At 58.3% G+C, this 24,777-nt stretch carries 22 protein-coding genes and 1 pseudogene; 3 read left to right on the forward strand and 20 right to left on the reverse strand.

Annotated features, from left to right (window positions below; genetic code table 11):
* Positions 1-287: 287 nt before the first annotated feature.
* The 4 genes and pseudogenes from BM074_RS12430 to BM074_RS12450 form a co-directional block, all read right to left on the reverse strand.
* Positions 288-698 (reverse strand): annotated as a pseudogene (locus tag BM074_RS12430) (GFA family protein).
* A 712-nt stretch (positions 699-1,410) separates the two neighbouring features.
* Complete coding sequence (locus tag BM074_RS12440) at positions 1,411-3,669, reverse strand: xanthine dehydrogenase family protein molybdopterin-binding subunit (protein WP_091922329.1); 2,259 nt, start codon at positions 3,667-3,669, stop codon at positions 1,411-1,413.
* Between the two features lies 1 nt (position 3,670).
* Positions 3,671-4,132, reverse strand: coding sequence for a (2Fe-2S)-binding protein (locus BM074_RS12445; RefSeq protein ID WP_091922331.1), 462 nt, complete (start codon positions 4,130-4,132; stop codon positions 3,671-3,673).
* Between the two features lie 271 nt (positions 4,133-4,403).
* Entirely contained in the window at positions 4,404-4,832 is a 429-nt protein-coding gene (locus BM074_RS12450) for a GlcG/HbpS family heme-binding protein (protein ID WP_091922333.1), read from the reverse strand.
* Between the two features lie 469 nt (positions 4,833-5,301).
* Here BM074_RS12450 and BM074_RS12455 point away from each other — a divergent pair, with 469 nt between their 5' ends.
* The gene (locus tag BM074_RS12455) at positions 5,302-8,154 is read left to right on the forward strand and encodes a winged helix-turn-helix domain-containing protein (RefSeq protein WP_175499001.1); all 2,853 of its coding nucleotides are present in this window, start codon (positions 5,302-5,304) and stop codon (positions 8,152-8,154) included.
* 24 nt (positions 8,155-8,178) lie between these two features.
* Here BM074_RS12455 and BM074_RS12460 read toward each other — a convergent pair whose 3' ends face one another.
* From BM074_RS12460 to BM074_RS12480, 5 genes are all read right to left on the reverse strand, one after another.
* The gene (locus BM074_RS12460) at positions 8,179-8,487 is read right to left on the reverse strand and encodes a putative quinol monooxygenase (RefSeq protein WP_081815769.1); all 309 of its coding nucleotides are present in this window, start codon (positions 8,485-8,487) and stop codon (positions 8,179-8,181) included.
* Positions 8,488-8,507: 20 nt separating this feature from the next.
* Positions 8,508-9,263, reverse strand: coding sequence for an alpha/beta fold hydrolase (locus BM074_RS12465; protein ID WP_091922337.1), 756 nt, complete (start codon positions 9,261-9,263; stop codon positions 8,508-8,510).
* A 58-nt stretch (positions 9,264-9,321) separates the two neighbouring features.
* Positions 9,322-10,119 carry a type 1 glutamine amidotransferase domain-containing protein gene (locus BM074_RS12470; RefSeq protein ID WP_027230382.1) on the reverse strand — a complete coding sequence of 266 codons (798 nt, stop codon included), beginning with the start codon at positions 10,117-10,119 and terminating at the stop codon, positions 9,322-9,324.
* A 147-nt stretch (positions 10,120-10,266) separates the two neighbouring features.
* Complete coding sequence (locus BM074_RS12475; protein WP_027230383.1) at positions 10,267-11,502, reverse strand: MFS transporter; 1,236 nt, start codon at positions 11,500-11,502, stop codon at positions 10,267-10,269.
* A 292-nt stretch (positions 11,503-11,794) separates the two neighbouring features.
* Positions 11,795-12,778, reverse strand: a complete 984-nt coding sequence (locus BM074_RS12480) for an aldo/keto reductase (protein WP_091922338.1) — start codon at positions 12,776-12,778, stop codon at positions 11,795-11,797.
* A gap of 70 nt (positions 12,779-12,848) precedes the next feature.
* On the opposite strand from BM074_RS12480, the gene BM074_RS12485 reads away from it, so the two are divergent.
* Positions 12,849-13,244 carry a MerR family transcriptional regulator gene (locus tag BM074_RS12485; RefSeq protein WP_091922339.1) on the forward strand — a complete coding sequence of 132 codons (396 nt, stop codon included), beginning with the start codon at positions 12,849-12,851 and terminating at the stop codon, positions 13,242-13,244.
* Here BM074_RS12485 and BM074_RS12490 read toward each other — a convergent pair.
* Together BM074_RS12490 and BM074_RS12495 are read right to left on the reverse strand one after the other, a co-directional pair.
* Positions 13,235-14,260 (reverse strand): NAD-dependent epimerase/dehydratase family protein, encoded by a 1,026-nt coding sequence (locus BM074_RS12490; protein WP_091922340.1) that lies wholly within the window; start codon positions 14,258-14,260, stop codon positions 13,235-13,237. The genes BM074_RS12485 and BM074_RS12490 overlap by 10 nt on opposite strands.
* Before the next feature lie 27 nt (positions 14,261-14,287).
* Positions 14,288-14,872, reverse strand: a complete 585-nt coding sequence (locus BM074_RS12495) for a TetR/AcrR family transcriptional regulator (protein WP_091922342.1) — start codon at positions 14,870-14,872, stop codon at positions 14,288-14,290.
* A gap of 869 nt (positions 14,873-15,741) precedes the next feature.
* Here BM074_RS12495 and BM074_RS12500 point away from each other — a divergent pair.
* Positions 15,742-16,092, forward strand: a complete 351-nt coding sequence (locus tag BM074_RS12500; protein WP_091922344.1) for a hypothetical protein — start codon at positions 15,742-15,744, stop codon at positions 16,090-16,092.
* A gap of 762 nt (positions 16,093-16,854) precedes the next feature.
* On the opposite strand, the gene BM074_RS12505 is transcribed toward BM074_RS12500, so the two are convergent.
* The 9 genes from BM074_RS12505 to BM074_RS12550 form a co-directional block, all read right to left on the reverse strand.
* Positions 16,855-17,877 carry a quinone oxidoreductase family protein gene (locus BM074_RS12505; RefSeq protein ID WP_091922346.1) on the reverse strand — a complete coding sequence of 341 codons (1,023 nt, stop codon included), beginning with the start codon at positions 17,875-17,877 and terminating at the stop codon, positions 16,855-16,857.
* Positions 17,870-18,955, reverse strand: a complete 1,086-nt coding sequence (locus BM074_RS12510) for a Gfo/Idh/MocA family protein (protein WP_091922348.1) — start codon at positions 18,953-18,955, stop codon at positions 17,870-17,872. Before BM074_RS12510 ends, BM074_RS12505 begins: the two co-directional genes overlap by 8 nt.
* A complete protein-coding gene (locus BM074_RS12515; protein WP_091922350.1) occupies positions 18,952-19,404 on the reverse strand; it encodes a nuclear transport factor 2 family protein in 453 nt (150 codons plus the stop codon). Before BM074_RS12515 ends, BM074_RS12510 begins: the two co-directional genes overlap by 4 nt.
* Positions 19,405-19,754: 350 nt before the next feature.
* The gene (locus BM074_RS12525) at positions 19,755-20,600 is read right to left on the reverse strand and encodes an SDR family NAD(P)-dependent oxidoreductase (protein WP_091922456.1); all 846 of its coding nucleotides are present in this window, start codon (positions 20,598-20,600) and stop codon (positions 19,755-19,757) included.
* A 110-nt stretch (positions 20,601-20,710) separates the two neighbouring features.
* Positions 20,711-21,148, reverse strand: coding sequence for a DsrE family protein (locus BM074_RS12530; protein WP_091922353.1), 438 nt, complete (start codon positions 21,146-21,148; stop codon positions 20,711-20,713).
* Positions 21,149-21,277: 129 nt separating this feature from the next.
* Positions 21,278-22,243, reverse strand: a complete 966-nt coding sequence (locus tag BM074_RS12535) for an MBL fold metallo-hydrolase (RefSeq protein ID WP_091922354.1) — start codon at positions 22,241-22,243, stop codon at positions 21,278-21,280.
* Between the two features lie 92 nt (positions 22,244-22,335).
* Positions 22,336-23,322: an alpha/beta fold hydrolase gene (locus BM074_RS12540; RefSeq protein ID WP_244532825.1), complete on the reverse strand. Its 987-nt coding sequence runs from the start codon at positions 23,320-23,322 to the stop codon at positions 22,336-22,338.
* Between the two features lie 94 nt (positions 23,323-23,416).
* A complete protein-coding gene (locus BM074_RS12545) occupies positions 23,417-23,716 on the reverse strand; it encodes a tautomerase family protein (protein ID WP_091922358.1) in 300 nt (99 codons plus the stop codon).
* A 35-nt stretch (positions 23,717-23,751) separates the two neighbouring features.
* Entirely contained in the window at positions 23,752-24,732 is a 981-nt protein-coding gene (locus BM074_RS12550) for a zinc-dependent alcohol dehydrogenase family protein (protein ID WP_091922359.1), read from the reverse strand.
* Positions 24,733-24,777: the final 45 nt, after the last annotated feature.

Below are 24,777 nucleotides of genomic sequence, written 5' to 3' on the forward strand. Positions count from 1 at the left end.
CTGTGCACTACAAAACCAAACAATTTCCGAGGGCTCTCTGTTCGCGGACGTTTCCACGCATCCCATAGCCGGGCGCCAAGGCGAAGACCGCGGTTTCACCGCTCCCCTTCGTTCGTGCAATGCAGGGTCACGGCAGCGCATTGACCGCGATAGGTATTCTCCAACATTCGTCCCTCCATTCGTAATGTTTGCGCGGATGGCTGCGATCCGCCCAAACATCCTACGCGCCCTCGTTGTTCAGGCGGATAGTCAAATTCGGCGACCAGTTATCGGCCAAACGGCAGAGTTCATCTCGGCATAGCCTCGAATTGCGGCGCCTCGAGCGGAACGGCCCAAGCGAGCCGGCGCTTGGTGAACATTTCAGCACAGCATGACGCCTTCGCGGTTGTCGAGGCCGCCGATCGTGACGAAGACCATGCCCGGGTAGCTTTCCCCGTTGCTGGTGAACAGTCTTGCGCCGCAAGCGGGACAGAAATTACGGTCCAGCCCATTTCCCGAAGAAGCGGTGTAATGAAAAGCCTGGGGTTGACCGCTTAGGAGAGTGAAATCATCTTCAGCTACGCAGAGAAGTGTCATCGCTTCGCCACCCGATGCCCTTTTGCAGTCGATACAATGGCAGACAGCGACAAAGTCGGAATTGATGTCGAACCCGAATCTCACGCGCCGCATGCGCATTGGCCGGTATGTTTGTTTACCATAGCAGTGTACCTCGATGCATTAGGATAACCCCGCTGATCCCCAGTAACACATAGCAATTATGCCTCCTTAGTTTGGACAGGGTTGCCCCGCGGCCCCCCAAAGAGCCATGTCTTTGACATGGTCCTCGAAGGTTCCAGGCGGCCTGCTGCGGCCTGCTCCCGGTTCCCAACTTCTTGGAATGAACCCACCCAATGATGCATCGTGCCGAAGATGGTCGAGCAAGCCCACATTATCGCGGCCTCCGTTCCGGGCCGGATCCTTTAGTTGTTTGCAAATCTCAGTACCACTCTGACCGTACCAAAGAAACTCCACGGGAGCGAGTTGCCAAGGAATGCCTGCACGCGGTGGCGCGGGAGCAGGGTCGTTCGGCTGAGTGGACGTCATATGGCATGCCGAACAGGCTATTTCTTCGGCTCCAATCCGGCTCAGGCCCGCATGAATGTTCATGCCATGAATTCGAGACTTCGTTTCACCGGCTGGAGTCCAAATCGGAATGCCGCGAATATCCACATGGCAATTGGCGCAGCGCGGATGGGTAACGACCGCTTCGATCCTTTTCCATGCCTCTAGACCGGCCGTCCTGCTGACGCTCCCCGGGGGAAGTACGTCTTTCGAACCTTCGCCCTTTGCGTAAACCATCACTGTAAGAGGTGTTACCGTGCAAACTGCGAGCGTAATGGCAATCAGAATTCTTGTCATATCCGCCCTCACTCAAACGAAATCGATGAACTTGTTGAAGGGCATTTCGCGGATGCGCTTGCCTGTCGCAGCGAATATGGCATTTGCGAGTGCGGGTGCTGCAGGTGGTACCGGCGGCTCACCAATGCCTCTGACCGTGTAATCGTTTTCCAGGCCACGAACCTCGATCACCGGACACTGATACATGCGCATGGCCTCGTGGTGGTTGTAGTTGGTCTGTTGGACAGCCCCCTTGCTATAGGTGAGCTCGCAGTTCATTGCATGACCAAGGCCCCAGATGACACCGCCTTGGACAAGATTCTCAAAATTGATGGGATCAATTACCTTACCGACGTCAGCCGCAACCCAGACCTTGTCGATTTTGATGCCCGAGTCTGTCATAGTCACTTCAACGATCTCAGCCACCGCTGTGCCAAACGACTCGACAAACGCCACACCACGGCCTTTTCCGTTCCCGAGTGGTCCCTGCCAGTCGGCCATTTCTCCGACGGTTTCCAGAAGCTTTCGGTAGATCGGGATCTTGCAAAACTGGATGCGCGCCAAGAGCGGATCAAGCCGTGCAGCGTGGATGAGTTCGTCAAGGAAACTCTCGGTAAAGAAGCCGTTCGCCGAAGCCCCGACCGACCGCCAAGTGGTGGAAGGGGATAGTCCCTTTACCTCGAAGCTCGTCGCGCGATAATTTGGAATATCGTAGTATACATTCCATATGCCAACCGCCAGTTGAGCATCAGGGTCTTTGGGCGGCGAGCCCATCCTTCCAAGCAATTCTTTGAATGGAGGGGTTGCTGCAACCTGAACGTCAGCGGCGATTATCTTGCCGTCATGGACACTACCCCTATATCTCCCCATCGCAATCTGGCGCGGAATATCCTGCCGGAAATCCTCCTCACGCGAGAAGACGAGCTTTACAGGAGTTCCGCGTAGCTGGTTCGCGATCTCGGCGAGCACTCTGATGTTTTCGAATTCAAGACGGTGTCCGAAGCTTCCACCTGACCACTCGTTATGAAAGGTGATCTGCTCGGGCTTCATGTCGATCGCTTTTGCTGCAATATATTGCACTGACTGCGGAGTTTGATGACCAGCCCAGATTTCCATTCCGCTGTCGGTAACGATGCCTATACCGTTGAGTGGTTCCAGTGGTTGATGTCCAACATATGGGGCGCGATATTCTGCCTCCACGAGCGTGCCCTCTTTCAATCCAGCGTCTATATCGCCATCATTGCGCCACTCTTTGCCGAGGAATTCCGCAGTAAAGGAAGAGCCCACGATATTCCAGTGCTCAGCTTGCTCGGCGGGGTATTTGGACGGCTCCCATAGGCAATCGACAAGCTCGGCCGCCTTCATGGCATACCAGCTGTTTGTCGCGATCACGGCAATGCCGTTCGAGATCTTGATTATCTTCTGGACGCCCGGCATCGATTGAGCTTTGCTTGCGTCATACGACTTTATGGGCTGACCCTTGTTGGGGTTCAGTTTGACGGCTGCGTAAACCATTCCGTCGATCTCGCGATCGATGCCAAATTTCAATTCGCCGGTAACTTTGGAGCGTATATCAAGCCGTTCCATAGGCTTGCCAATCAGTCGCCATTGTGACGGGTCACGAAGCTTGACGTCCATCACCGGAGGAATGTTTGCCGCGTCTGTAGACAGCTCGATGTAGGAGATTTTCTTTCCATCCGGAAGGATCACGTTGCCAGCCTCGGTGCGTAATTCGGCAACGGCGAATCCGCTTCGCTTGGCTGCGGCCGCTTTCAGCGTTTCTCGCGCAACTGCGCCTGCTGCGCGCAGTTTTTCGTAGGTATCTGGTATGGTACTGGAGCCCCCTGTCATCTGCAGGCCCGACTGCCTCAACCATTCCAGCGCAGCCGCTCGTGCCTTCTCTGCTTCCGGGCTTTGGTCAGGCGCCATGAATGGAGCAAGTTCATGAGCGAACCCGGTATTAAAATAGGCGGGGCTAGGTGCGGCAAAACGAATCTCAAACTGACCCGGCTCGAGGTCTAACTCCTCCGCGATCATGAGCGGTTGGATAGAACCGACGCCTTGGCCGATGTCCGCATGCTGGGCAATGAGCGTAATTCTTTGCGGACTGATCTCCACCCACGGATTGAATGTGACCGAATCCGGCCCGAGACCTGATGCCAACGGATTTTTGGCAGTAGGGGCAGAAGGCGCCTGTTGGGCCCGACCATACGAACCGAAAGCGACACCGCCGGCGACAGCTGCAGAGCCGAAAACGAAGGCTCGGCGGGAAAGACCTGGTATCTCGCCCATATCATCTGCCTCCTATCTTTTCGGCGGCTGCATGGATGGCGACGCGAATACGCTCATAGGTGCCACATCTGCAGAGATTGCCCGACATGACTTCATTGATATCCTCATCTGATGGATTGGGAATCATCTCCAGGAGGGAGATCGCTTGGATAATCTGGCCGGTCTGACAGTAGCCGCACTGGGGTACCTGATGTTCGATCCAGGCCTCCTGCACCGGGTGAAGCTTGCCATTGCCGACGGCTTCGATCGTGGTAATCGCCTTGCCTGCGACGTCACCCATGCGCGCTTGGCATGAGCGCACGGCTATTCCGTCAATCTGTACCGTGCAGGCGCCGCACTGGGCTATTCCACAACCGTACTTCGGACTTGTGATGCCAAGCTCGTCGCGCAAAACCCAGAGCAATGGCATCTCGGGAACCACGTCGACTTCGTGCCTAACGCCATTTACCGTGATATCAAACATCGCAAGCCTTTCCAAATTTGCCAGGACTCAGCTATTGCATGCAACCGTACCCGCGGCTTCCGAAGCTGCAAAGGACAGTTGACCAGAATTTACTTCTTTTGACCGGCGGTTGAGCATCCCAACGGTCAGGGGTCGTCTTCGATTGGATATTGGCCGTTCGACAGGTTTCATTGAAGGCGGAGCTCGCGCCAGGGGGGCACCCAGGCATGATGTCTGGAAGCGGCGGTCGGTCGAATAGCGATGCGCTCCGCTTTCATTACCGATGTTTCGTTCAGGCGTTGCTTGAATTGAGTGCCGCGATCGCAGCCTCAGTGACCGAAATATCTTGTTCGACCGATCCGGCGCTCGCGCCCACCGCACCAATGATTTCACCGCCGATGCGCACCGGAGCGCCACCACCGAAGATAATGACCCGTCCGCCATTGCTATGCTCGATACCAAAGAGTGGCGCGCCGGGCTGCGCCAGTTCGCTGAGATAGGCGGTGGTCTTATCGAATAAACGGGCCGTCACTGCCTTGCCGATGGCGAGATCGATGCTTCCGATCAGAGCACCGTCCTGCCGGCTGAATGCAACGAGCGCCCCGCCCGCATCGACGACGGCGATATTGTAGGCAATGCCAATGCTGGCAGCTTTTGCCTCGCCTGCCTCGATTATATGCTTCGCGTCTGAAAGCGTGAGGGTGTTGAACTTGCGTGGCATCGTATGCGGCCTTTCTTTGATCGAGCTTCCCACTGAGCAGGGGTGGATGCGGCACAGTCGTTCAGGGGTCGCGTCTTCGAAGATCTAGCGTTTGTTCAGATCGATGGGCACTTCGGTCGAATTAATCGAAAGCCGGTATGCTAGCGTCTATGTTGAAAGTACGACTACCACCACAGTCACCGCCTGCGTGGTAAAAAGAGGTAAAATCCAATACTGATTACTTAGTTTACCGCTATCAATGATGTCATGGTTCGGCCAGGACGGTCTACATTTACAACCAAGGGCCGACATCACCGGCCCCACGACGCGCACTCCTGCCTGTCACGTCCGACGGTTCTATACGCGAGCGGATAAAGAGGTTAAATTGTCCCCACGCCAGAGCAAACTAAGCTGAGCCTGGGGGACATCCGGTCAGATGCTGAGGCGCAGTACGAAACGGCGCGTTGATCACGGAGTCAATCGTGGGTGCATGAAACGATCCGGCAAGATAGACGGTAAGACATATTGCTTCGGCGACTATCGGTTCATTCCGGACCGGCAATTGTTGATGTTTGATGACAAACCGATGAGGGTAGGAGCCCGAGCTCTCGATCTGCTCCACTTGCTGCTAATCCATGCGGGAGAGGTCGTCACCAAGAACCAGCTGATGAGCTTCGTCTGGCCGGACACCTTCGTCCATGAAAGCAATCTGAAGGTCAACATCGCCGCATTGCGCCGTGCTCTTCAGCGAGAAGCGTCAGGACTGTCGTGCATTGCCACGGTAAGCGGGCGCGGCTATCGCTTCGTCGCCCCGCTGCGTATCTATGGAGGAGATCATTCGCCGCCGGCTTTCGATGCCAAGGCGCCAGCGAGAGAATTGTCGAACATCGCGCCGATTATAGGACGCGATCAAGTTATCGCGGCGCTCGAAGCCAAGCTTCCGACGGAAAAATTCGTGACTGTTGTCGGCCCGGCCGGAGTCGGCAAGACGACCGTCGCATTGGCCGCAGCGACACGCATTCTGAAACGTTATGGCGATGGTGTTTGCTTCGTCGATCTCGCCACCATCGGCGACCCACAGCTTGTGGACACGACGATTGCGGCTTCGCTGGGCGTCAGCGGCAAATGGACCAATGTGCTTGCCGGCATCGTCGAAACATTGCGGGATCGCGAAATGCTGCTTGTGCTCGACAATTGCGAGCATGTTCTTAGCACGGCCTGCGCCATCGCTGAGCATTTGAGGCTGGCAGCTCCCGGCGTTCACATCCTCGCGACGAGCCGGGAACCGCTCCACTCGCGGTCCGAGAGCGTCTATCGCTTGTCACCACTAGCTTATCCGGAAGAGGAAGAGATCAACAATCGAAAGGATGCCTTGGCCTTTGCTGCCGTGGAGCTCTTCGTCAGAACGGCACACGAGGCGTGTGGCTACCAATTATATGACATGGACGCGCCTGCGGTTTCGGCCATTTGCCGAAGACTCGAGGGCATTCCGCTTGCCATCGAGCTTGCGGCATCGAGGCTGGTGACTATGGATCTGGCAACCCTACTCGGTCTTCTGGAACGCAGCTTCGAGCCTCTCAATGCAGGAGCACGCGATACTTCAGCCCGCCACCAGACGCTGCTTGCGACCATGGATTGGAGCTACCAACTTCTCGCCCGGGATGAGGCCCGGCTCCTGCGGTTGCTTTCGGTTTTTTCGGCAAGCTTCTTTCTATCCGACGTCATCGGCGTCGCCGGTCGCATCGGCGGCAGGATCGAGGAGATAGCGGCGTGCATTGAAAGCCTCGCCGCGAAATCACTCCTGTCGGTCGTGTACGATGCGGGCGTGCCGCGCTATCGCCTGCTCGACAGTACTCGCAGCTTTGCGGCCGAGCGGCTAAACAAGAGTGGAGAAGCCGTCGACGCTCAATCCAGCCATGCGCGCCATCTTCTACAACTGTTCGAGCAAGCCGAGGCGGATTGGCAATGGCAACCGAGGAATGAATGGACCGCCTGCTACGAACCGCGAGCGAACGACTTGCGGAAGGCGATCGACTGGACCTTAGGCGACGGTGCCGATCCCGAGGTCGGTGTGCGTCTTACCAGCGCGGCAATCTCGCTTTGGGACGAGTTGTCGACCGTAGCGGAAAGTCGCCGGCGCGTGGAACGGGCACTGGAATCGGTTGAAGCGCTGTCTCGGTGCGACCCCGCCGTCAAAATGAAACTGATAGCGTCCTACGCCTCGGGCCTCAATTTCTCCGATCATTTAGGCCCCGAAGCCGATGCGGCGTGGATGGAGGCCAACCAATTGGCCCGCGAGATCGGCAATGTCGACTACCAGCTGCGTACATTGTGGGGACTTGGTATCCTGCAAAGCTTCACCGGACGACACCGGCAAGCAATTGCGACTCTCAAGCAGTTCGCCCAACTCGCCGAACGGGAAAATGAACAGGCGGTGGTAGCGGAGGGCGAGCGCGTAAGGTCAACGGCCGCCTTTTACTGCGGCGACGTCCGGCTTGCGTGCGATGACCTGAAAAGGCTCTTGCGCGAGCATGCGATCACCGCGAAACGATCGGCCGTCACCCGATTCCAGATGGACCGGTTCGTGTCGATCCGGGTGGCGTTTGCGACGGCGGCCTGGGTGTGTGGCGATCGAAGCGAGGCGACGACGGCACTGCAGGAGGCGCTCGATCACAGCCTTGCGCTCGATCACTTGGTTTCGCATTCCAACGCCCTTGCACAGGCGGCGCTGCCTATCGCGCTGTGGTCCGGCGAGAGCGAAACTGCGCGCCGACATGTTGCGATGCTAGCGCGCAACCTTAGCTTGCGCGATATCGCCATCTGGCGACCCGTTTGTAAATTCTACGAGGGCGCCGTGAGGAGCATGGACGGCGAGGGCGGAGGCGTTGACATGATGCGACTTGCGATAGGCCAACTCATTTCCAACATTTTCCTCGTCCGGGTGCCTCTATATCTCGCCATGCTCGCGGAAGCCGCATTGCGTCATAAACATATCGCGCTCGCCCGTGACAGCTTGAGCGCTGCCTTCGACCGTGCCGACCGCCAAGGCGAATACTGGTCACAGCCGGAACTGCATCGGGTGCACGGACTGGTGCAGTGGCGGGATGGCGACTTGTCGGGCGCGTCGGAAACGCTGCTGCTGGCCACAGAGACTGCAAGAGAAAGCGGTGCGCTTTTCTTCCAGCTTCGGGCCTCGACGGCTCTGGCGCAACTTTGGGCCGAAACCGATCGCCTCGTGGCGGCAGCCGATCTGCTGTCGCCCATCTGCGCCGAGTTCGATAACGTGCCGGCCTGTGCGAACATAGCGAAGGCGCGTCACCTGCTCGAGACACTTAGGCGATAGTACACAGCCCGTCGATGGTAGGTCTTAACAGCCATTCTTGTTCGCTACTAGTGCGGGCTCGAGCACAATGGCGTTGCGGTCGGCAAGGTCGTGGATTTTCGACAGATAGTTCTTGAAATGCGGCGTCTCGTGGTGAGCCTCCACCGCTGCATTGTTGAGATAGAGCTCGTCCAGAACATATTGGTCGGCTTTCGTCTGGTCCCGCCAGATGTCCCATCGTAGATTACCCTGCTCGGCCCTGCAGTGGGGCGCCATGCTGAAGAGCAACGCCTCAAGCTCTCCCGCTTTCCCAGGTCTTGCAAGCAATGTCCCCACAATCTTGATGTGAGCCATGATCAGGATCTCCCAGTCGGCTATTTCGTACGGCCGGCAGTTTCAATGAAGGCTGCAGCCTCGCGCGGATGGGAGAGCATCACGGCATGGCTGCTATCAATCTCCATGGTTGTAGCGCCGGCCCGTTTCGCGAATGCCCGCTGGAAGGTAGGCGGAATCATCGAGTCTTTGGTGGTTACCATAAAATGCGACGGCTTGGCCTTCCACGCGACCTTGGTGATTTTTGTCTGCACTGCTTCTAGCCCCCACGGCACCTGCGAGGCGGCCATGAATCGCGTGATCGAAGCATCGACATCGGCGGCGAAAGCACCCGGGAATTTTGACGGGTCCACGAGCAGGTAACCGTCGTGGGGCGGCAGCAGCGGCGCGGCCGATTCTCCCGTCGGCGGCTTCTGTTCCGCAAGCGATGCCACCGACTCCCCTGAGTCTGGCGCAAAAGCAGCGATATAAACCAGACCTCGTACCTTCGGATTGTCACCGGCCTCCGTGATGACCATTCCGCCATAGGAGTGGCCGACGAGGATCACCGGATGTCTTGCCGCGGCAATCACCTGATGCGTGGCCGCAACATCGCCATTGAGGCTGATCGTCGGGTTCTGGACGACCAGCACCTCGTATCCTTCGTTAGTCAGTATGTCGAAGACCGCTTTCCAGCCGGAGCCGTCGACGAACGCGCCATGCACAAGAACAATCGACACAGGCTTTTCGCCCGACTGCGCCAACGCGGCTGCAGGAGCGATCAAGGACAACAGGAGGACTAAAGCAATGCGCACCATAAAACCAGCTCCATTTGATTGAGGGATGTACACGGCGAGACACTACGCCCCATATGCTTCACAACGCCGGACTGGCGCGATCGAGTGCTTCGATGAGCTTTGCCGCGATCGGATGATCAGAGCGAGGATTCTGGCCCGTGATAAGTTCACGATCCACGATCACGTAGGGTTCGAAGTCTGGGCCGGTTGTCGCCTTGGCGCCAGCTAAGTCCAGGGTTTCGGGCATATAGAAATAAAGCTTGCCATGCAGGATGTTATCCTCAATGGGTTTTTCCTCGCTTCCCGAATACACCGTCATTTTGTAGCCTGCATATTGCCATCCGTTGGCAAGTTCTGCCGCCTTGACCTGGTCACCCAGGATCAGCGCCGCGCGAAATTCCTTCGCCTGAGGCATTGCGGAGATCGAGACGATCGGGCCGTGACAGAGCAAGGCGGTGGGCTTTCCGGCCGCGTGGAAATGCCGAAGGATCTCTCCCGCGTCGGGATCCTGCATCAGATCGACGACGGGTCCTTGGCCTCCTGGCGCGAACACGCCGGCATACCTATCCAGCCCCTCCTCGATCACAGATCGCAGGGTGCGGCCCGTGTTCATTGAGGGATCGTTGGCGAAGAACTCTTTGCCGCGAAGATACGCCTCCTCGTCGCCGTCGAAATGCTGGACTGCGTCCGATGCCGGGTCAATGAAAGGCTTGGCCCCAGAGGGAGTGGCAAGCAGAACTTCATAGCCTGCACCGACAAGCGCCAACATAGGCACCACTGTTTCATTTAGATATTGTCCCGTAGGCCCGGTGCCGGCTCCCTGAATTTCGATGCGTGTGGCGTTTGAGCCCATCACCAGCACTTTTCCTTTGCTCATAAACCCGCCTCCTGATGTTTCACGGCGGAGGGCGGAGTGAAGCCAGCCATCCGGACTGTAGGCATGATAGCGCGGCGCTTCCCTGCTGGCTGGTTAAAAGAGGTTAAAACCCACACGGGCCCTGACGGCCAAAATTGATCCGGCGATCTAGGCGAATGCCTGGATCTTTCGGTTCGGATAGGGCCCCAGGAGAAGAATCGTTGCCGCGCCAGCCACAAGCAGCAGCGCACAGGCCTTGAGTAATCCCGAATAGGTACCCGTACTGTCGAACGCGTAGCCGAACAGGCTGGGACCTACAAAAGCGCCCACCACAAAAATTCCGTACAACGTGGCGTAGGTCGTGGCATAGCTGCGCATACCGAGATATCGGGCAACCAGATAGGCCATCAGGTCGAATTCCACCCCAGAAGTTAGGCCAAGCAATATTATAGCGATGCACGCCATGGGAAAGTCCACCTGGCCTAGCGAAAGGATGAGGCAGGAGACTGCGCCGAACGTCAATATGACCGTACCGACTGCCGGTGCCCAAAAGCGATCAACCAGAATGCCGCCCAACAGTCGGCCCACCACGGCCGCTATTCCGACGAGCGAGGCGAGTTGGACGATTTCGCTGGGCGAGAGGCTCAGCGAGCGAAGTATGTTTTCGATGTTGGGCAATGGCGCGGCGATGGCGAGTGACATCGGCACAAAAACGATCGCCAAGATCCAAAAATAGCGTGACTGGAAGGCCTCACGAGCGCTCATGCCATCCGACACCTCGTTCATCGCCAACTCGGTGCTGGCATTCTTACTTGGCAGCCTAGCAAAGCCCCAGAGGACCATTGGGCACGCGATAAATATGGGCAGTGCCCCGATCACCAAGATAGCGACACGCCATCCACCAGTTTCGATCAACAGTTGTGCCAGCGGTTTCACCACGAAGGCGAACAGGCCCGCGCCAGATAGCACGATGCCAAGGGCAAGACCTCGGCGTTCTTCGAACGCATTATTCATCGCCCGCGTGAAGACGACGGGGGTCGCTCCCAACCCGAAGATCGCGATAGCCAGCCACGACAGATAGTATTGTTCGATAGAGCCGTTCGATGCCGCGAGCGTCATGTAGCTCAGGCCCAGGCACGGTAGCGAGATCGACGCCACCAGTCGCGCACCAAACCTGTCGATCAACGTCGCGAAAAATGGACCGACGATCAGAATTGCACCGGCCAACAGCGACAGACCGCCAAAAATGATCGCGAAGGACCAGCCGAATTCTTCCACGAAGATCGGCGCAAAGACGCCGATCGTGTAGAACGGAATGGCGGGCATGCCCAAAGCCGTTCCGAGTAAGCCGGCCAGCACCAGCCGCCATCCGTTCCTGAACTCGTTGAAGTCTGTTCCTTTCAACGGGCACTTCCTGTTTTTCGAAAGTTCGGCGATCGCATCGTTGGGCAAGACACTAAGCGCAATGTATCCCTGTCTGCAACCCATGCGAGGTTTGTGACAATCTCGAAAACGGCGAATATGTCGGATGAATGCGGCCAACCGTGAATGTGCTGTCCCTTTGAATGTCAGCTTTCAGGATGCGGCCGCTACCGGGTCAATGACTTGAACAAGGGCGCATAGCAGCCTCGGCCCCCAAGTGAGCATCTCACTTGGCTCCGATGCGCGGCCTAGACCGCGCATCGGATCGATCCACTCAGATTGCGATACCTTGCACCGCTGCCGCAAGCGGCTCCAGCATCCCAATCTCTTCCTCGGTAAGGCTGATGGAGGCCGCCGCGACATTTTCCTCCAGCCGCGTGCGCTTGCGCGTTCCGGGGATGGGGGCCGTCTTTGCGTTCAATACCTTGGATTGAGCGGAAAGCCACGCGAGGGCAAGCTGGGCTGATGTTACACCCTTGGCGGATGCGATCTCTTCAATTTTGGCAACCAGCCGCATGTTTGCATCCCGGTTTTCAGCGGAAAAGCGAGGGAAGTGCTGGCGGGCGTCATCCCCGCTCATGGCGCTCACGAACGCCTGGCCCGTCAGCATGCCCCGGCCGAGCGGCGAATAGGGCACGATTGTCACGCCGAGTTCGGCCGCGGCCGGCACCACATCCTTCTCGATGTCGCGCGTGAAGATCGACCATTCAGACTGCAGCGCCGCGATCGGATGGATAGCGTAGGCGGCGCGCAGTTCCTCCGCGCCGACGGCCGAGAGACCGAGCCATTTTACCTTGCCGGCAGTCACCAGATCGGCCATCGCACCGATCGACTCATTCAGCGACACGACACCGTCGCGGCGGTGCATGTAATAGAGATCAATGACATCAACACCGAGCCGCTTCAGGGAACGGTCGACGGCAGCCCGAATGAATTCGGGGCGGTTGTCGAGGCTCCAGTCGTTGGGGTTCTGCGGCGTGCGGGTATAGCCGAACTTGGTGGCGATAATGATCCGGTCCCGATGGGCGGCGATGAAAGGGGCGAGGAACTCCTCGTTCGCGCCGACGCCGTACATATCGGCGGTATCGAACATCGTCACACCCAGTTCCAGCGCCCGCTCCAGCGTGGCACGGGATTCAGTCTCATCCGTCTCGCCATAGAATTCGCTCATGCCCATGCACCCGAGCCCTTGGGCACCGATCATTGGGCCTTCCCGGCCGAGCTGGACCTGCGGCATGGCGGTAATTTTGCTTGTCATGGTGTTGCTCCTTGCTTAGACAAGCGGCTCTTATAAGTATGGAGTATAGTCCATGGTCAAGGGTTGAATCATGCTGATTTCGGAATTTTCCAAAGCCGCCGATCTGCCGGTCGACACCATCCGCTTCTACATTGCCAAGGGATTACTGAAACCGGAACGCAGCGCCAAGGGCGGTTCAAACCCCTATCAGATATTTCGGCAGGAAGATGTGACGGCCGCGCGCATGATCCGCCTGCAGCAGACGCTGGGATACTCACTTGGTGAAATCCTTGCACTTAATGAGGAATATCGCGCCGGCGAGCATTCACCGGAACGTACCCTTGAGGTCCTGCATTCGCAGATCGCAAGGCTGGAGGAGCGAAAGGTCGCACTGGACGCAGCCTTGTCATTCCTGCGCGGCAAGGTGGACTGGATCAACGCGGGAAAGCCCGACGATGCGCCCCGCCTTGACGACTATCAGTGCTGAACGGACCTGAGTTCCGTCAGGCCTTCCTCCCGGGAGATCACCGGGGCATAACCCAAGTCGCACCGGGCTCTGCCGATATCGAAAGACACTTCCACGGCGGAGGTCGCGTAGGCCTGAAGCGTGAGCGGAGGCACGATCCGCCCCCCGGATATTTTTGCCACCACGTCGCCGATCGCGGCTACGGCGCGAACCACGAGGCGCGGCACGATCTTGTCCGGGACGGCAAGCCCCTGTGTTTCGATGAGGGCCGATACGAACGTGCGGAAGGGCACCGGATCGCCATCCGAGATGAAATAAACCTGTCCACCATGGCCCTGGCTGAGCGCGAGTTCCACGGCATGGCAGAGATTGGCGACATGGGTCGTCGAGGTCAGGTAAGTACCGCCAGAAATCCACGCGAACTTTCCGGAGCGGACTGCTTCCAAAAGCGTTGGCAGTGCGGTCGTGTCGTCACGGCCCCAAACGAAGCGGGGGCGAAGCACGACGACCGAGAAATCCGGACCATGGGCAACCAGGGCAATGCGCTCGGCCGCTGCCTTGGTGCGGGAATAACCGCCTGCCGGCTTTGCGGGCAACGGCATGGTCTCATCAACGTTGACCAGCGGCTGGCCCGTAGCAAGCACGGATTCCGTGCTCAGGTGGATGACCTTGGCGATGCCGGCGGCACGAGCAGCATCGAGCACAGCGCGCGTGCCGTCCTCGTTGATACGCCGCTGCCGTTCCGTCGCCGGGCCATGGTCCGTGTCGGCGGCGGCGTGGATCAGGGCATTGCACCCTGTCATTCCGGCGGCGAGGGCGGCATCGAAAAGGTCACCCCGCAACGGGACTGCCCCGAGCGCCCGAACGATGTCCGCCGAAACATCACTCCGCACGAGAGCTATTACCGCAACGCCGCGGGCAACAAAATGGCGGATCAGGTTGCGGCCGACATACCCGCTGCCCCCGGTCAGGAAAATACGTTGAAACGGGACGAGTTTATCCGTGGCCGCGGCATGTGAGGCAATGCTGTCTGTCATGTCATTTACCTGATGGTATTTTGAATGTTAGCCCGCCTTGACGCCCCGGAGATCAATCTCTCCCGGTTGCGCCGTCACGAGCCAGTTGATTTCGCGAAGAACCCTGTCGCGATCTTCGCGCGGGAAATGATGGAAATCGAGATGTTCAAGGAACTTCAGTCCTTCGAGCGCCAGATAGGCGAGAAGCGCGCCGCGCGGCGACGGTGAGGTCTCCTCGATGCGGGCGATGGTCCGGGCCTGGCTCTCCTGCATTTTGCGACGCAATCCTTCATCGAGTGCAAGCGTGGCGCTGAGGTTCAGCGCCACCGCCTTGAACGCCTCAGGTGGCGGTTCGGCAGTGGCAAGGATGCGGCCCTTGATTGCCCGATCCTCGGGCCCATCGATCTGCTCCTCGATGCCGGCATGAAAGGCCGTATCGCGCTCGAAAGCACGATCAACGACGGCTTCTACTAGCGCCTGTTTGGACTTGTGATCGTAAAGCACACTCGCCTTGTTGACGCCCGCTTCTTTGGCGACGGCCTCGACCGTCAGATTGGCAGCACCATCGCGCCCGACGACGCGCTCCGCGGCATCGAGGATAGCCTGCTGATCGATAACCCGCTTTCTACCCATCGTCTTATCCAATTATTCCAGCCGGATGGTTATAAATAAACGCCGTCGGTTTTGTCAAGTTGACAGATGATACGGGCTGCGAGTCGGGCACTAAGGGTCCTATCTCGGCGATCCCGAGACTCCAGAACAACCGAAGCTGGCCGTCTGATTCTAAGTAATGAAACAATCGAAAGGAACGGCGGCCATAAGGGCGCGTTACTGCCGCCCGGCAGTTGAACGAGAAAGAGTCTCTGGACTGTCCGACTCTTGTTCACTGCCAGCGTGCGCCACTTGCGCAATACCGAGATGCAATTACGATGGACAGCCCCGGGGTAGCGGCCCTTGTCCGGCATGGCAACCCGCCTAACGGAAATGGAACTGCTACAGCAACGTCAGGACCTGCATTGCGGATAGACTTAGATGCTGAACAATCACAAGCAGTTCGTGGCGTGGAGACGGCAGGTCTTTGTGCGCAATCCGCACCGAGGCCTGAACCTCCTTTACGCGGGTCTTCTTTCGAGAAGTGGCATCTACTTGATCGGTTGCGCAGATGAGATCGTCTATGTCGGTCAGTCATGGGACCTAACGGAACGGCCTATTGATAGCTTGGGCCGCTATTACCACCGTGTTCCTGACGTTTCATTGCCGTGGTCTCTTGCCCTGCCCCCCTGCCCACCGGACGAGATGCACGAAAGAGAAAGCACGGCCATTCGTGCCTTTGCCCCAAAGTTCAATACGTCGATCCCCAGCATCCCTGCCAGCAAAGGACGAATGCCCGAAATCGTTGGCCACGCCGCGGTCTTTCAGGATCAGATCAGTACGGGAGGTGCGTTCGAAGAGGAAAATCTCCGCCGGCAGATGGAGCGCGCAGCAGCAAACACCTCTCCACCATGGCGTCAGGGGAAAAACAGCGAAAGAAGACCGGCAAACGCGAGCCAAAGCCTGAACTGCGGCCCTTTGATCCGCCTGCCGAGCTTACGGGCGAGGAGCTTCGAGAAGCTTGGCGGCGCTACGGCATCCCGTACGGTGATCCCTTGGTGTATCCGATCAATCTCTGCGATGACGGGTCGGTCGTGACCCGTGATGGAGAATACATCGGCAAATGGGCTATGGACCAATACGATGCGCCGTCGTTTGCACCTGATGGCGAGACGCTCCCCTTTCTTGAAGCACCACTGGTCGGACTTCTGTGCATGACCATTCGCGACTGGTATGAAGAAAAGACCGGCGAGAAGTTGTAGAGGGCCGACTACGGTTCAGGTTAAATGGTTGTTAGGGCTCAGTAGTGTAGTGGCGGCGGTAGCTGTCAGTGATGTTATTCGCCTCAGTAATGCGTCCCTCTTAAAATGAATGAGAGATGCGTATTCTGCGGCTGTTTAGGCCCCGCAGCAGCGGGGATCCACGTGCTGCCTTCTCAGTCGTCTCTACCTTCGGTCTCGAATGGCGGCTACCTTGCACTGCGCCGAAGAGCCTGAACGACCGATTTCAAGGCGCAAGGCGGCGCGACCCCGCTGCCAATACAATGTCTGCTTCCAGACAAGCGAGATGAAGGCTCCTATGACCGAGACGGAGGCGCGTAGCCGCTCAATTGGCCACAATCGCCAAACGCCAGCTTCGGGGCCGATGGCCGTTGTCCGCTGCTAAGACATCCAACACGAGAAGCGGACATCAGAGTTCGTCCAGGTCTGGGATTGGCCCCGAAATGTCATTCTTCCAGTCAGAACTAGCGTACACCTTCGGCTGTAGTTGACCCTTGTTGCTGGTGCGTGGCTGGGCAGCGGGCAGTTGCACTACGAGGAGGTGCTCGTGAGCGGCTGTCGAAATCAGGTTCCGCAACTTCAGGGCCCGGTAGGAACGCTAGGCTTTCGTGCGGTTCCTCCAGGTGTTCGCCGGGGGCTCGTTCCTGATCTTGGATGAAAGTAGGAGATAACCAACAGCGTCGAAGCCAAATGCCCTCGATACGGCACGCGACCATTCGGGCTTAAACCTCTTCGGAATGAAGTTTAGATTCTTAGAACCACCCGCCCGATAGTCTCGCCTGCCTCTAACGCTTGGTGCGCCTCACCGACGCGGTCGAAGGAGACGACGCGGTCGATGTGGGCACGCAATTTGCCCGTGTCGACTAGGTTGGCGATGGCGTCGAGTACCGTGACCTGCCTGAGCCTGTGTCTATGATCTCGGGTTATCTGTGGCAGTCCGATGTTGACGAACGAGACGTCGAGGTTTTTCCATTCCGCTAGTGCGTTGCCGCCGCCGGGCCAGTCAGAGACGACAGTGTTCACCAGCCTGCCGTAAGGCGTAACGTGTTCGAAGCTTCGAGCGAAGTTCTCATGCCCGACGAAGTCGAACACAACGGGAGCGCCATCCTTGCCACTCCAAGACCTCAGCTTCTCGTTCACGTCCTCGCTCCGATAGCGGATCGCTATTTCGACACCTAGCCCCAGAACGAACTCCGCTTTTACGTCATTCGACACCGTGGTGGCTATCCGGGCACCGATATTTGCAAGATACTGAATAGCGATGTGGCCGAGGCCACCTGCCCCACCGTGCACAAGAACGTGATCGCCAGACTTGACGTTCCCTTTGTCAAAAACGGCTTCCCACGCGGTCAGGCCGACGACGGGCAGTGCCGCGGCCTGCACAAAGTCCATGCTCGCCGGCTTTCTAGAGACATAATCTCCGTGGACTACCTTGTATTCAGCGTAGCTGCCGGGATTGCCTGGATACCCACCGTCTATGTACCAGACTTCGTCTCCGACTGTGATCCCGTCAACCGCATCGCCAGTCTCCTCGATCACGCCCACGCCATCGATGCCGAGGATCGTGGGGGATCCTGTCCCGGCAGACGGGTCAGGGCGCTGTCCGCTCTTCCTGTTTTGCCAATCCGCCGGGTTTACCCCGGCGGCCATGACCCTGACGAGGACATCGGATGGTCGCTCGATCTTCGGTCTGGCTATTTCTCGGACCTGCAAGACTTCAGGCCCGCCGGGGGCGAACATCACCAGCGCTCGCATGGTCTTAGACATCCTGCGCCACTCCGCCGCTCTTCTCGATCGCGTTGATCAGGCGGTGTAGTTTGACCGCATCTTGGAACGTTGGACCGTGCCGCGTGCCCGATGTCATGTCTGAAGCGAAGAGTTCGTAAAGCCTCCTCACGTTGCCCGTGAGTACGTTGTCTTCAGGACCGAAGTCGTCAGGCACGACGATCGGGTGAAGCGTCTCGTCCGACTGCGCTCCCATGAGCTTGAACCCTCCCAGGCCCACGTAGCCAAAGGGACTTGTGAGCAACAAGTCGCCTCTGCTGCCATTGATCTCCACGTGGAAATTGGTCCCACGCGACAGCCCACCGCGGAAATGGCTCGTCACCAAGCCGCCGGAGGTTAGCTTGCCAGTGAAGGCTATTTGATCCGCGACGTCGAGCGGGACGACTTCCTTGCTCTCAATCATTCTGATAGTCGGGCGGCGACTGACCAACGCCCCCGACACGCTGAGGAAGTCCTCGTCGAGCGCGAACAACACGGCGTCGATAGTGTGGGCGAACGGCACATGGAGCATGCTCGCGCCTTTGGACCGGTCCAGGGTGTATCGGAATGCCTCCTCCATCTCCTCCCCCCAAGTGATTCCCGAGCCGATGACCGACGCCGAAAGCACCTCGCCGAGATAACCCTGCTTGATCAAATTTCGCATGTGCCGGAGGGTCGGGTTCGCGCGGGTTTGAAGGCCGATCATCGCCGAGACGCCTTTTTGCGCGGCGAGCGCATCCATTTTCTGAGCTTCCTCGAGATTTACGCCGAGCGGCCATTCGGAGAACACCGACTTCCCTGCCTCAAGCGCGGCGGTCACGAGTTGAAGATGTTCCGGAACCCTGACGGTGACCACTACGAGGTCCACTTCAGGATGTTGTACAAGCTCTTCCGTCGATGAGACCGTGTGGTCAAAGCCAAATTTCTCGGCAGACGCCCTGGCGGTTTCAATTCGGCTATGGCTCAGCGCAGAAAGGCGGTACTGTGGTAGTTCCCGCAGTGCGGGCAGATGAGCGGTCGATGCCCATCCCCGGTCGGGGTGAACGCCGATCATGCCGACTCTGATCGGTGGATGGGTCATTGAACCAGCTCCTTCGGCGTAATTTCAAGAATGGTTCGATGGAGTTCAAGTTTGGCGATTCGCCATCGCCCGTCCTCGAACACCCAAGTTTCGTAGTAGTGCCCGTAACCGTGCATACTGGAAGGACGTATGTCGTCGGTGGGCGGAAAAACGAGATAGTCTTCCATCGACCAGATCGCGGCCACCTTGTTATCGGAAACCCTCTCCATCTCAGCATTGTGGACCTGATGGATCGTCCGTGCACCTTCAAGATAACGGGCGCTCTTCGTCACGAACTCATCTACCGACGTGAAGGCGTGCGTCGTCTGCCCTTCGGTGTCCACGAAGCGGATGTCCGGTGCGTCCGAGAAGAGCTTCCGGAATTCGTCCCAGCGCTTGGTATCGACGTATCGGCAGTACCTGGCTTTCCACACGGCAATCTCGTCGAATAACTGTGTATTGTTCTGCATTTAAATTCTCCTTTCGGATGCCTACATGAGATGTTCATCAAGGACGATTGAGATCGATAAGTCCTGGAATCTTGTCGATTCGGTCAATGGTCACGAGCCTTAAGCCGCCCGGAGGTTGGTCCCGACATTGTCCGTCATGGCAAAGACTTCGACGTTGCGCAGTTTGGGAACGGTCAAAGCGTTGTTGCAAAGTGTGGCAAACTGGCGGGAGCCGGCAGCGAGGTGTCGGACACCTGACAGCGATCTGTAAGATTCTGGACGTCGGGGCCATATGCATCTGGTGATCGCCCTCGCCATCGGAGCGCCTTGGTCGCCAAGGCCGATGAAACCCACTTGCTGAATCGCGTTCATCATTTGGCCCCCCCCAACAGTCCGACGGCCATTTCCCAGAGGCGGTGCGCGTTGGCGCTATCGAGCGCGTATGAGGGCGCCCCCTCAAGTCTCGATTGGGGGCGGCTCGATACAACTGGAGCCTCGACGCAGTTCTCGAAGTACCTTCCATTGGTCCCCTCGACCAACGGCGAGGCCGCGAGAAGCACCGATGTGGCTGCACCCTCCTCGGGAGTCTTGCGAAGGTGCTCGGGCGTTCGGAGTCCTCCGGTGTGACGCTGCAGATTGGTGGCTATCGCTCCCGGGTTGAGCGCATTCGACGCGATCCCGTCATCGCCCCATCGATCCTTGATACCCACCGCCAAAAGGGTGCACGCGGTCTTCGACTGTGCATATGCCAGAAGGGGATCGTAAGGGATGAAGTGGAAGTGCGGATCGTCCCAGAACACTGGGCCGAACAGGCTTCCGCTCGAACTTACGGACACGACGCGCGCGCCATTGGCCATGGCGAGGAATCGGCGGAGGCCAAGGGTCAAAGCAAAATGCCCCAGGAAATTGGTCGCGAACTGCATCTCCCATCCTTGTGAAGAGCGTCGCAGGTCCGGCAACGCCATAATGCCCGCATTGTTGACGAGCGCGTGGATCGGGCCTTCCCATTCGTCTACGAAACGGCTTACGGAATTGACGTCGGCCAGGTCGAGCTGCCTGACCTGAATGCTGGGATTGACACTCCTGATCCGAAGGTCTGCTGCGACTTGCTCGGCAGCTTGCGTTCGGCGGGCGGCGATGATGACGGCCGCCCCTGCGGCAGCGAGCGCAGAGGTTGTCTCGATACCAATGCCGCTTGCGCCACCGGTCACGATTATTGTCTTCCCGCGAAGATCCACTCCTTTCAGAACCTCAGAAGCAGTGGAATGGAATCCGAATGGCAATTGAAGCATGACGGCCTCCTTGGCCACATGGGTGTAACCGGAGGTCACTCCGTGATCTTGACGAAGCCATGCTGCACGAGCTGTATCGTACGAGCCATGGCGTCCAGATTGATCTTGATGAGGGGCAGCAGATCGGCGTTTCCCCAGCCGTTTACCTTCGCTGTGGCCCCGCAGAGTTCGACCTTGACTCCTAAGTCGATGAGGTCGGCGACTAGCTTCTTGTAGGGGTTTCCAGTGGCGATATTACGCGAAGCGTTGTAGGCTGCGTCGTTGAGGGTGACATGACCCGCATTAGTGTGAAAGACCACGATCACATCGGATTGCGCATTCCAATTCGCGATGTCGGCGGTGATCAGTTGAAGGTGGAACAGTGCTGCGGGCAGGTCGCCTTCGAATTGAAGGGAGCCGATGCTGTGCACCGACTTGACCTGTTGCAGTTCGACCGGGATATCGATGAACAGATTGCTCTTGGATTCAGACATCGTCGTCTCCTACTTGGCTTTTATTATGGTCGGGGATGCCGGGACGCCCCGTGGGGCGTCCCGGTGGCGCGTGGGAGTCGGGAGGAGATGCGCGCCAGTAAGAACAGAGCGGTGGTCGCCTTTTGGGCGCTAGACGCTCTCGTAAACAAGCCGCGTGAAGAAGCCCGGATCAATGACAAAATTGCCCCATTTGTCGTCAAACGCTGCCGTGGGCTCGGCTGCAACAGCCTCGTCCTTCGACCGTCCCGCGCGTTTTAGCGCGGCGACATTCTCCCGGATTGCCACCAGCATGTCGCGGAAATCCTGCAACTCGGTGCGATTGCTCACGGGATTTCCATGTCCCGGAATTATGATGGTCTTGTTCGTCGAGGCGGCCAGGTTCGCCTCGGACGCCGCGATCATCCCGTCGATGCTGCCGCCAGTCGAATGATCGATGAAGGGATATATGCCGTTCCAGTAGGTGTCGCCGACATGTAGTACATCGGCCTCGCCAAACATAACCGAAATGTCGCCGTCGGTATGCGCCGGACCATAATATTTTAGGGAGACTGACTCCCCGTTGAGCTTGAGCGAAAGCTCCTTGGCGAAGACGTGCTTGGGGACGCCTCGTGGCTCCAGCGGGAGGAAATTGTAGTCCCAGTCTTCGACCCGCTGGACCTGAGAGAGGTGTTTACGCGTGTTCTCGTGCGCGATGATCTTGGCTCCGCCGGAGCCGATCCAGGGGTTCCCGTCCGCGTGGTCGAAATGCCAGTGGGTATTGACTAAGTGGGTTACAGGTTCAGGCGAGATTTCGGCGAGCGCCTTCGTCATTTGCTTGCGGGAGACACTGATGCCAGCATCTACCATGACGAGACCGTCCTTCCCACCAAGTGCCGCGACGTTGCCGCCAGAGCCTTCCAGGATGGTAATACCGTGCCTCAGCTTGTGCGTGGTGATGACAGACTTTGCCGCGCTATCTTTTATGAGGCTCACCAGACCCCGCGCCTCGGCGTAGGCTTCGCGGGGGCTCAACCATCCCCCTTTGGTGGCAAAGCCCGCCAAGCCGACGCAACAAAGGCAAAATCCACGCCTCGAGAGCATGTGTTCGGACTTCATGACATACCTTTCCGCAGCCGGTTTCAGGAGAGCCGGCGGCTTTCTAGCTGGAGATGGAGAGGTCGAGGCAGGCTTTGCAGTCTGCCGAGTGGTTAAGCCTTTATAAAGGCGAGCAGGTCCGCATTGATCACGTCGGAATGCGTCGTGAACATCCCGTGCGGGTAGCCCTCATAGACCTTGAGTTTCCCGTTCTTGAGCAACTTCACGGAAAGTTCCGCGGAGTCGGCTATAGGGACGACCTGGTCGTCGCTGCCGTGCATCACCAGGACCGGGACAGTAATGGCTTTCAGGTCTTCCGTAAAATCGGTTTCGGAGAAGACCTTAATGCACTCGTAATGCGCGTTTGCGCCGCCCATCATACCTTGACGCCACCAGTTGCGGATCGTGCCTTCGGCGATGGTCGCGCCAGGGCGGTTAAAGCCGTAGAACGGCCCGCTCGCAATATCGAGGTAGAGCTGTGCCCTGTTCGCAGCCAAAGCCGCGCGGTAGCCGTCGAAGACTTCTATCGGAAGACCGCCCGGATTATCGGCGGACTTGACCATGACTGGAGGGATCGCGGAAATGAGGACCGCTTTCGCGACCCGGCCCTTGCCATGTTTGGCGACGTACCTTGTGACCTCTCCGCCGCCGGTCGAATGACCGATGTGAACGACATCGCGGAGGTCGAGAGCCTCGGCGAGAGCAGCGACGTCGGCCGCGTACGTATCCATGTCGTTGCCGTCGGAGGTCTGACTGGAGCGGCCATGGCCCCTTCGGTCGTGCGCGATGACGCGGAAACCTTTCGCGAGGAAAAACAGCATCTGGTTGTCCCAGTCATCGGCACTGAGCGGCCAACCATGGTGGAACATGATCGGCTGCCCCGAGCCCCAGTCCTTGTAGAAAATCTGCGCGCCGTCTTTCGTTCTTATGCTGCTCATGGTCTCACTCCCGTCTTCAATGGTTGCTCTGTTTAAGTTCGACGATGCCGTGGCGGCAAAGGCCCTTAGCGGCAACGTCGTGGCGAGGAAGGCGGCTCCGGTCCCGATCAGGACATCCCGTCTCGTCGCAGTGGGTATTGTTATGCTCGTATTCGTGTTCATGCCTGTTCCCTCTGAGGAGCGGACACGGTTTAACCGGCAGCTCTGTTGGCGGTCCGGCGCCTTCGCTTTTGGCCGTGCCGAGATTGCGAATTGGTCAGCCCAGAACTGGCGCTGCTGCTGCCCACTCCTTCCGGGTCTTGGGCGTGCCGTCGATGATTTCGACGACATCCTTGGATTTCGAGAGCGTCGTCATCAAAGACTTGGGCCCTTCGAACGGCCTGCCGCCGATGTGCCAGCCGTCGGTGTGCAGTTCTTCGATGAGAACCCACACCACCTCGCGAAACGCCTCCGAACCTTCGAACTTGACCATGACATCGGTCAAAGCCTTGGCCAAAGCGTGTTTCTCTTCCGGCGTGAAGACGCCGTCGACCAGTTTCACATTGACGAATGGCATGACATCTTTCCTTTGATTAGTGTGTTGAAGGTGCCCTAGTCGGCGACGTCGATTATGATCTTGCCCTTGGCTGTCCGATTCTCGATTTTGGCATATGCTTCCGCAACAGTCTCGAAACTGAAGCGGCGCGGATCAACGAGAGGGGTAATCTTTCCCGCTTCCGCGAGCCGCTTCGCCTCTCGCAGGATATGCCCGTGATGGGCCCGGCCTTCCCCAGTCAGGATCGGCAGGAGCGTGAAAACACCCGAGTAGCTTGCGGCTCGAAACGAAAGCGGTCCAAGCGAATGAGTGCCCCATCCGAGGCAGCTGACAACATGGCCGAAGCGCGCCACCGCGTTGAAAGCGGCGTCGATCCCGGCCCCGCCCACAGTGTCGTACACAATGTCGAAGCCCCGGCCGCCCGTATGGTCTTTCACATACTCCTCGACGGTCGTCTGATGGCGGTCGATAGCCGTTGCGCAGAGCTCCTCGATCTGGCTTTGCTTCGAGGCCTTGTCCACTGCGAAAACCTCGGCACCGAAAGCCCGAGCAATCTGGATCGCGACGTGTCCGACACCCCCGGCACCGAGTACCAGTACCTTCTGACGCGCCTGGACCTGCGCGCGATCAACAAGGCCTTCCCAAGCCGTGATGAAGATCAACGGCAACGCGGCGGCTTCGCGCATGGTCAGGTTTGAGGGCTTTGGAGCAAGCAACTCCACGTCGGCGGCAACATAGGTCGCTAGCGAACCTTGCAGACCGCCGACGCCACCCGTCATGCCGAAGACCTCGTCCTGCGGCTTAAACGCGGTCACGCCGGGACCGACGGCTTCGACGACTCCGGCAACATCCATCCCAAGGATGGCGGGTAAGGGATGTCGCGCGTGAGGAGCCTGGCCGCTCTTGATCTTGAGATCGAGCGGATTGACGCCGCTCGCCTTGACTCGCAGAAGAACCTCGCCTGATGCGGGCTCTGGGCGGACTGCGGTTGTACGGACAAGGTCCGTATTCGTTTCGTTCAGGACGAGCGCGTCCATAGTGGCGGCGGTGGTCTTCATCTGCGTGCCCTTGATGTGGTGTCG

Source organism: Phyllobacterium sp. CL33Tsu, assembly GCF_900113985.1.
Classification (GTDB): domain Bacteria; phylum Pseudomonadota; class Alphaproteobacteria; order Rhizobiales; family Rhizobiaceae; genus Phyllobacterium; species Phyllobacterium pellucidum.

What these genes read in the sequence shown, in the direction of transcription:
- BM074_RS12445 (WP_091922331.1), bottom strand. Translation starts at nt 4,132, where the DNA reads ATGTTTGATATCACGGTAAATGGCGTTAGGCACGAAGTCGACGTGGTT.
- BM074_RS12545 (WP_091922358.1), bottom strand. Translation starts at nt 23,716, where the DNA reads ATGCCATTCGTCAATGTGAAACTGGTCGACGGCGTCTTCACGCCGGAA.
- BM074_RS12535 (WP_091922354.1), bottom strand. Translation starts at nt 22,243, where the DNA reads ATGAAGTCCGAACACATGCTCTCGAGGCGTGGATTTTGCCTTTGTTGC.
- BM074_RS12505 (WP_091922346.1), bottom strand. Translation starts at nt 17,877, where the DNA reads ATGTCTAAGACCATGCGAGCGCTGGTGATGTTCGCCCCCGGCGGGCCT.
- BM074_RS12550 (WP_091922359.1), bottom strand. Translation starts at nt 24,732, where the DNA reads ATGGACGCGCTCGTCCTGAACGAAACGAATACGGACCTTGTCCGTACA.
- BM074_RS12440 (WP_091922329.1), bottom strand. Translation starts at nt 3,669, where the DNA reads ATGGGCGAGATACCAGGTCTTTCCCGCCGAGCCTTCGTTTTCGGCTCT.
- BM074_RS12460 (WP_081815769.1), bottom strand. Translation starts at nt 8,487, where the DNA reads ATGGCTCACATCAAGATTGTGGGGACATTGCTTGCAAGACCTGGGAAA.
- BM074_RS12500 (WP_091922344.1), top strand. Translation starts at nt 15,742, where the DNA reads ATGGCGTCAGGGGAAAAACAGCGAAAGAAGACCGGCAAACGCGAGCCA.
- BM074_RS12455 (WP_175499001.1), top strand. Translation starts at nt 5,302, where the DNA reads ATGAAACGATCCGGCAAGATAGACGGTAAGACATATTGCTTCGGCGAC.
- BM074_RS12490 (WP_091922340.1), bottom strand. Translation starts at nt 14,260, where the DNA reads ATGACAGACAGCATTGCCTCACATGCCGCGGCCACGGATAAACTCGTC.
- BM074_RS12515 (WP_091922350.1), bottom strand. Translation starts at nt 19,404, where the DNA reads ATGCAGAACAATACACAGTTATTCGACGAGATTGCCGTGTGGAAAGCC.
- BM074_RS12530 (WP_091922353.1), bottom strand. Translation starts at nt 21,148, where the DNA reads ATGTCTGAATCCAAGAGCAATCTGTTCATCGATATCCCGGTCGAACTG.
- BM074_RS12470 (WP_027230382.1), bottom strand. Translation starts at nt 10,119, where the DNA reads ATGAGCAAAGGAAAAGTGCTGGTGATGGGCTCAAACGCCACACGCATC.
- BM074_RS12540 (WP_244532825.1), bottom strand. Translation starts at nt 23,322, where the DNA reads ATGAACACGAATACGAGCATAACAATACCCACTGCGACGAGACGGGAT.
- BM074_RS12495 (WP_091922342.1), bottom strand. Translation starts at nt 14,872, where the DNA reads ATGGGTAGAAAGCGGGTTATCGATCAGCAGGCTATCCTCGATGCCGCG.
- BM074_RS12450 (WP_091922333.1), bottom strand. Translation starts at nt 4,832, where the DNA reads ATGCCACGCAAGTTCAACACCCTCACGCTTTCAGACGCGAAGCATATA.
- BM074_RS12465 (WP_091922337.1), bottom strand. Translation starts at nt 9,263, where the DNA reads ATGGTGCGCATTGCTTTAGTCCTCCTGTTGTCCTTGATCGCTCCTGCA.
- BM074_RS12480 (WP_091922338.1), bottom strand. Translation starts at nt 12,778, where the DNA reads ATGACAAGCAAAATTACCGCCATGCCGCAGGTCCAGCTCGGCCGGGAA.
- BM074_RS12485 (WP_091922339.1), top strand. Translation starts at nt 12,849, where the DNA reads ATGCTGATTTCGGAATTTTCCAAAGCCGCCGATCTGCCGGTCGACACC.
- BM074_RS12510 (WP_091922348.1), bottom strand. Translation starts at nt 18,955, where the DNA reads ATGACCCATCCACCGATCAGAGTCGGCATGATCGGCGTTCACCCCGAC.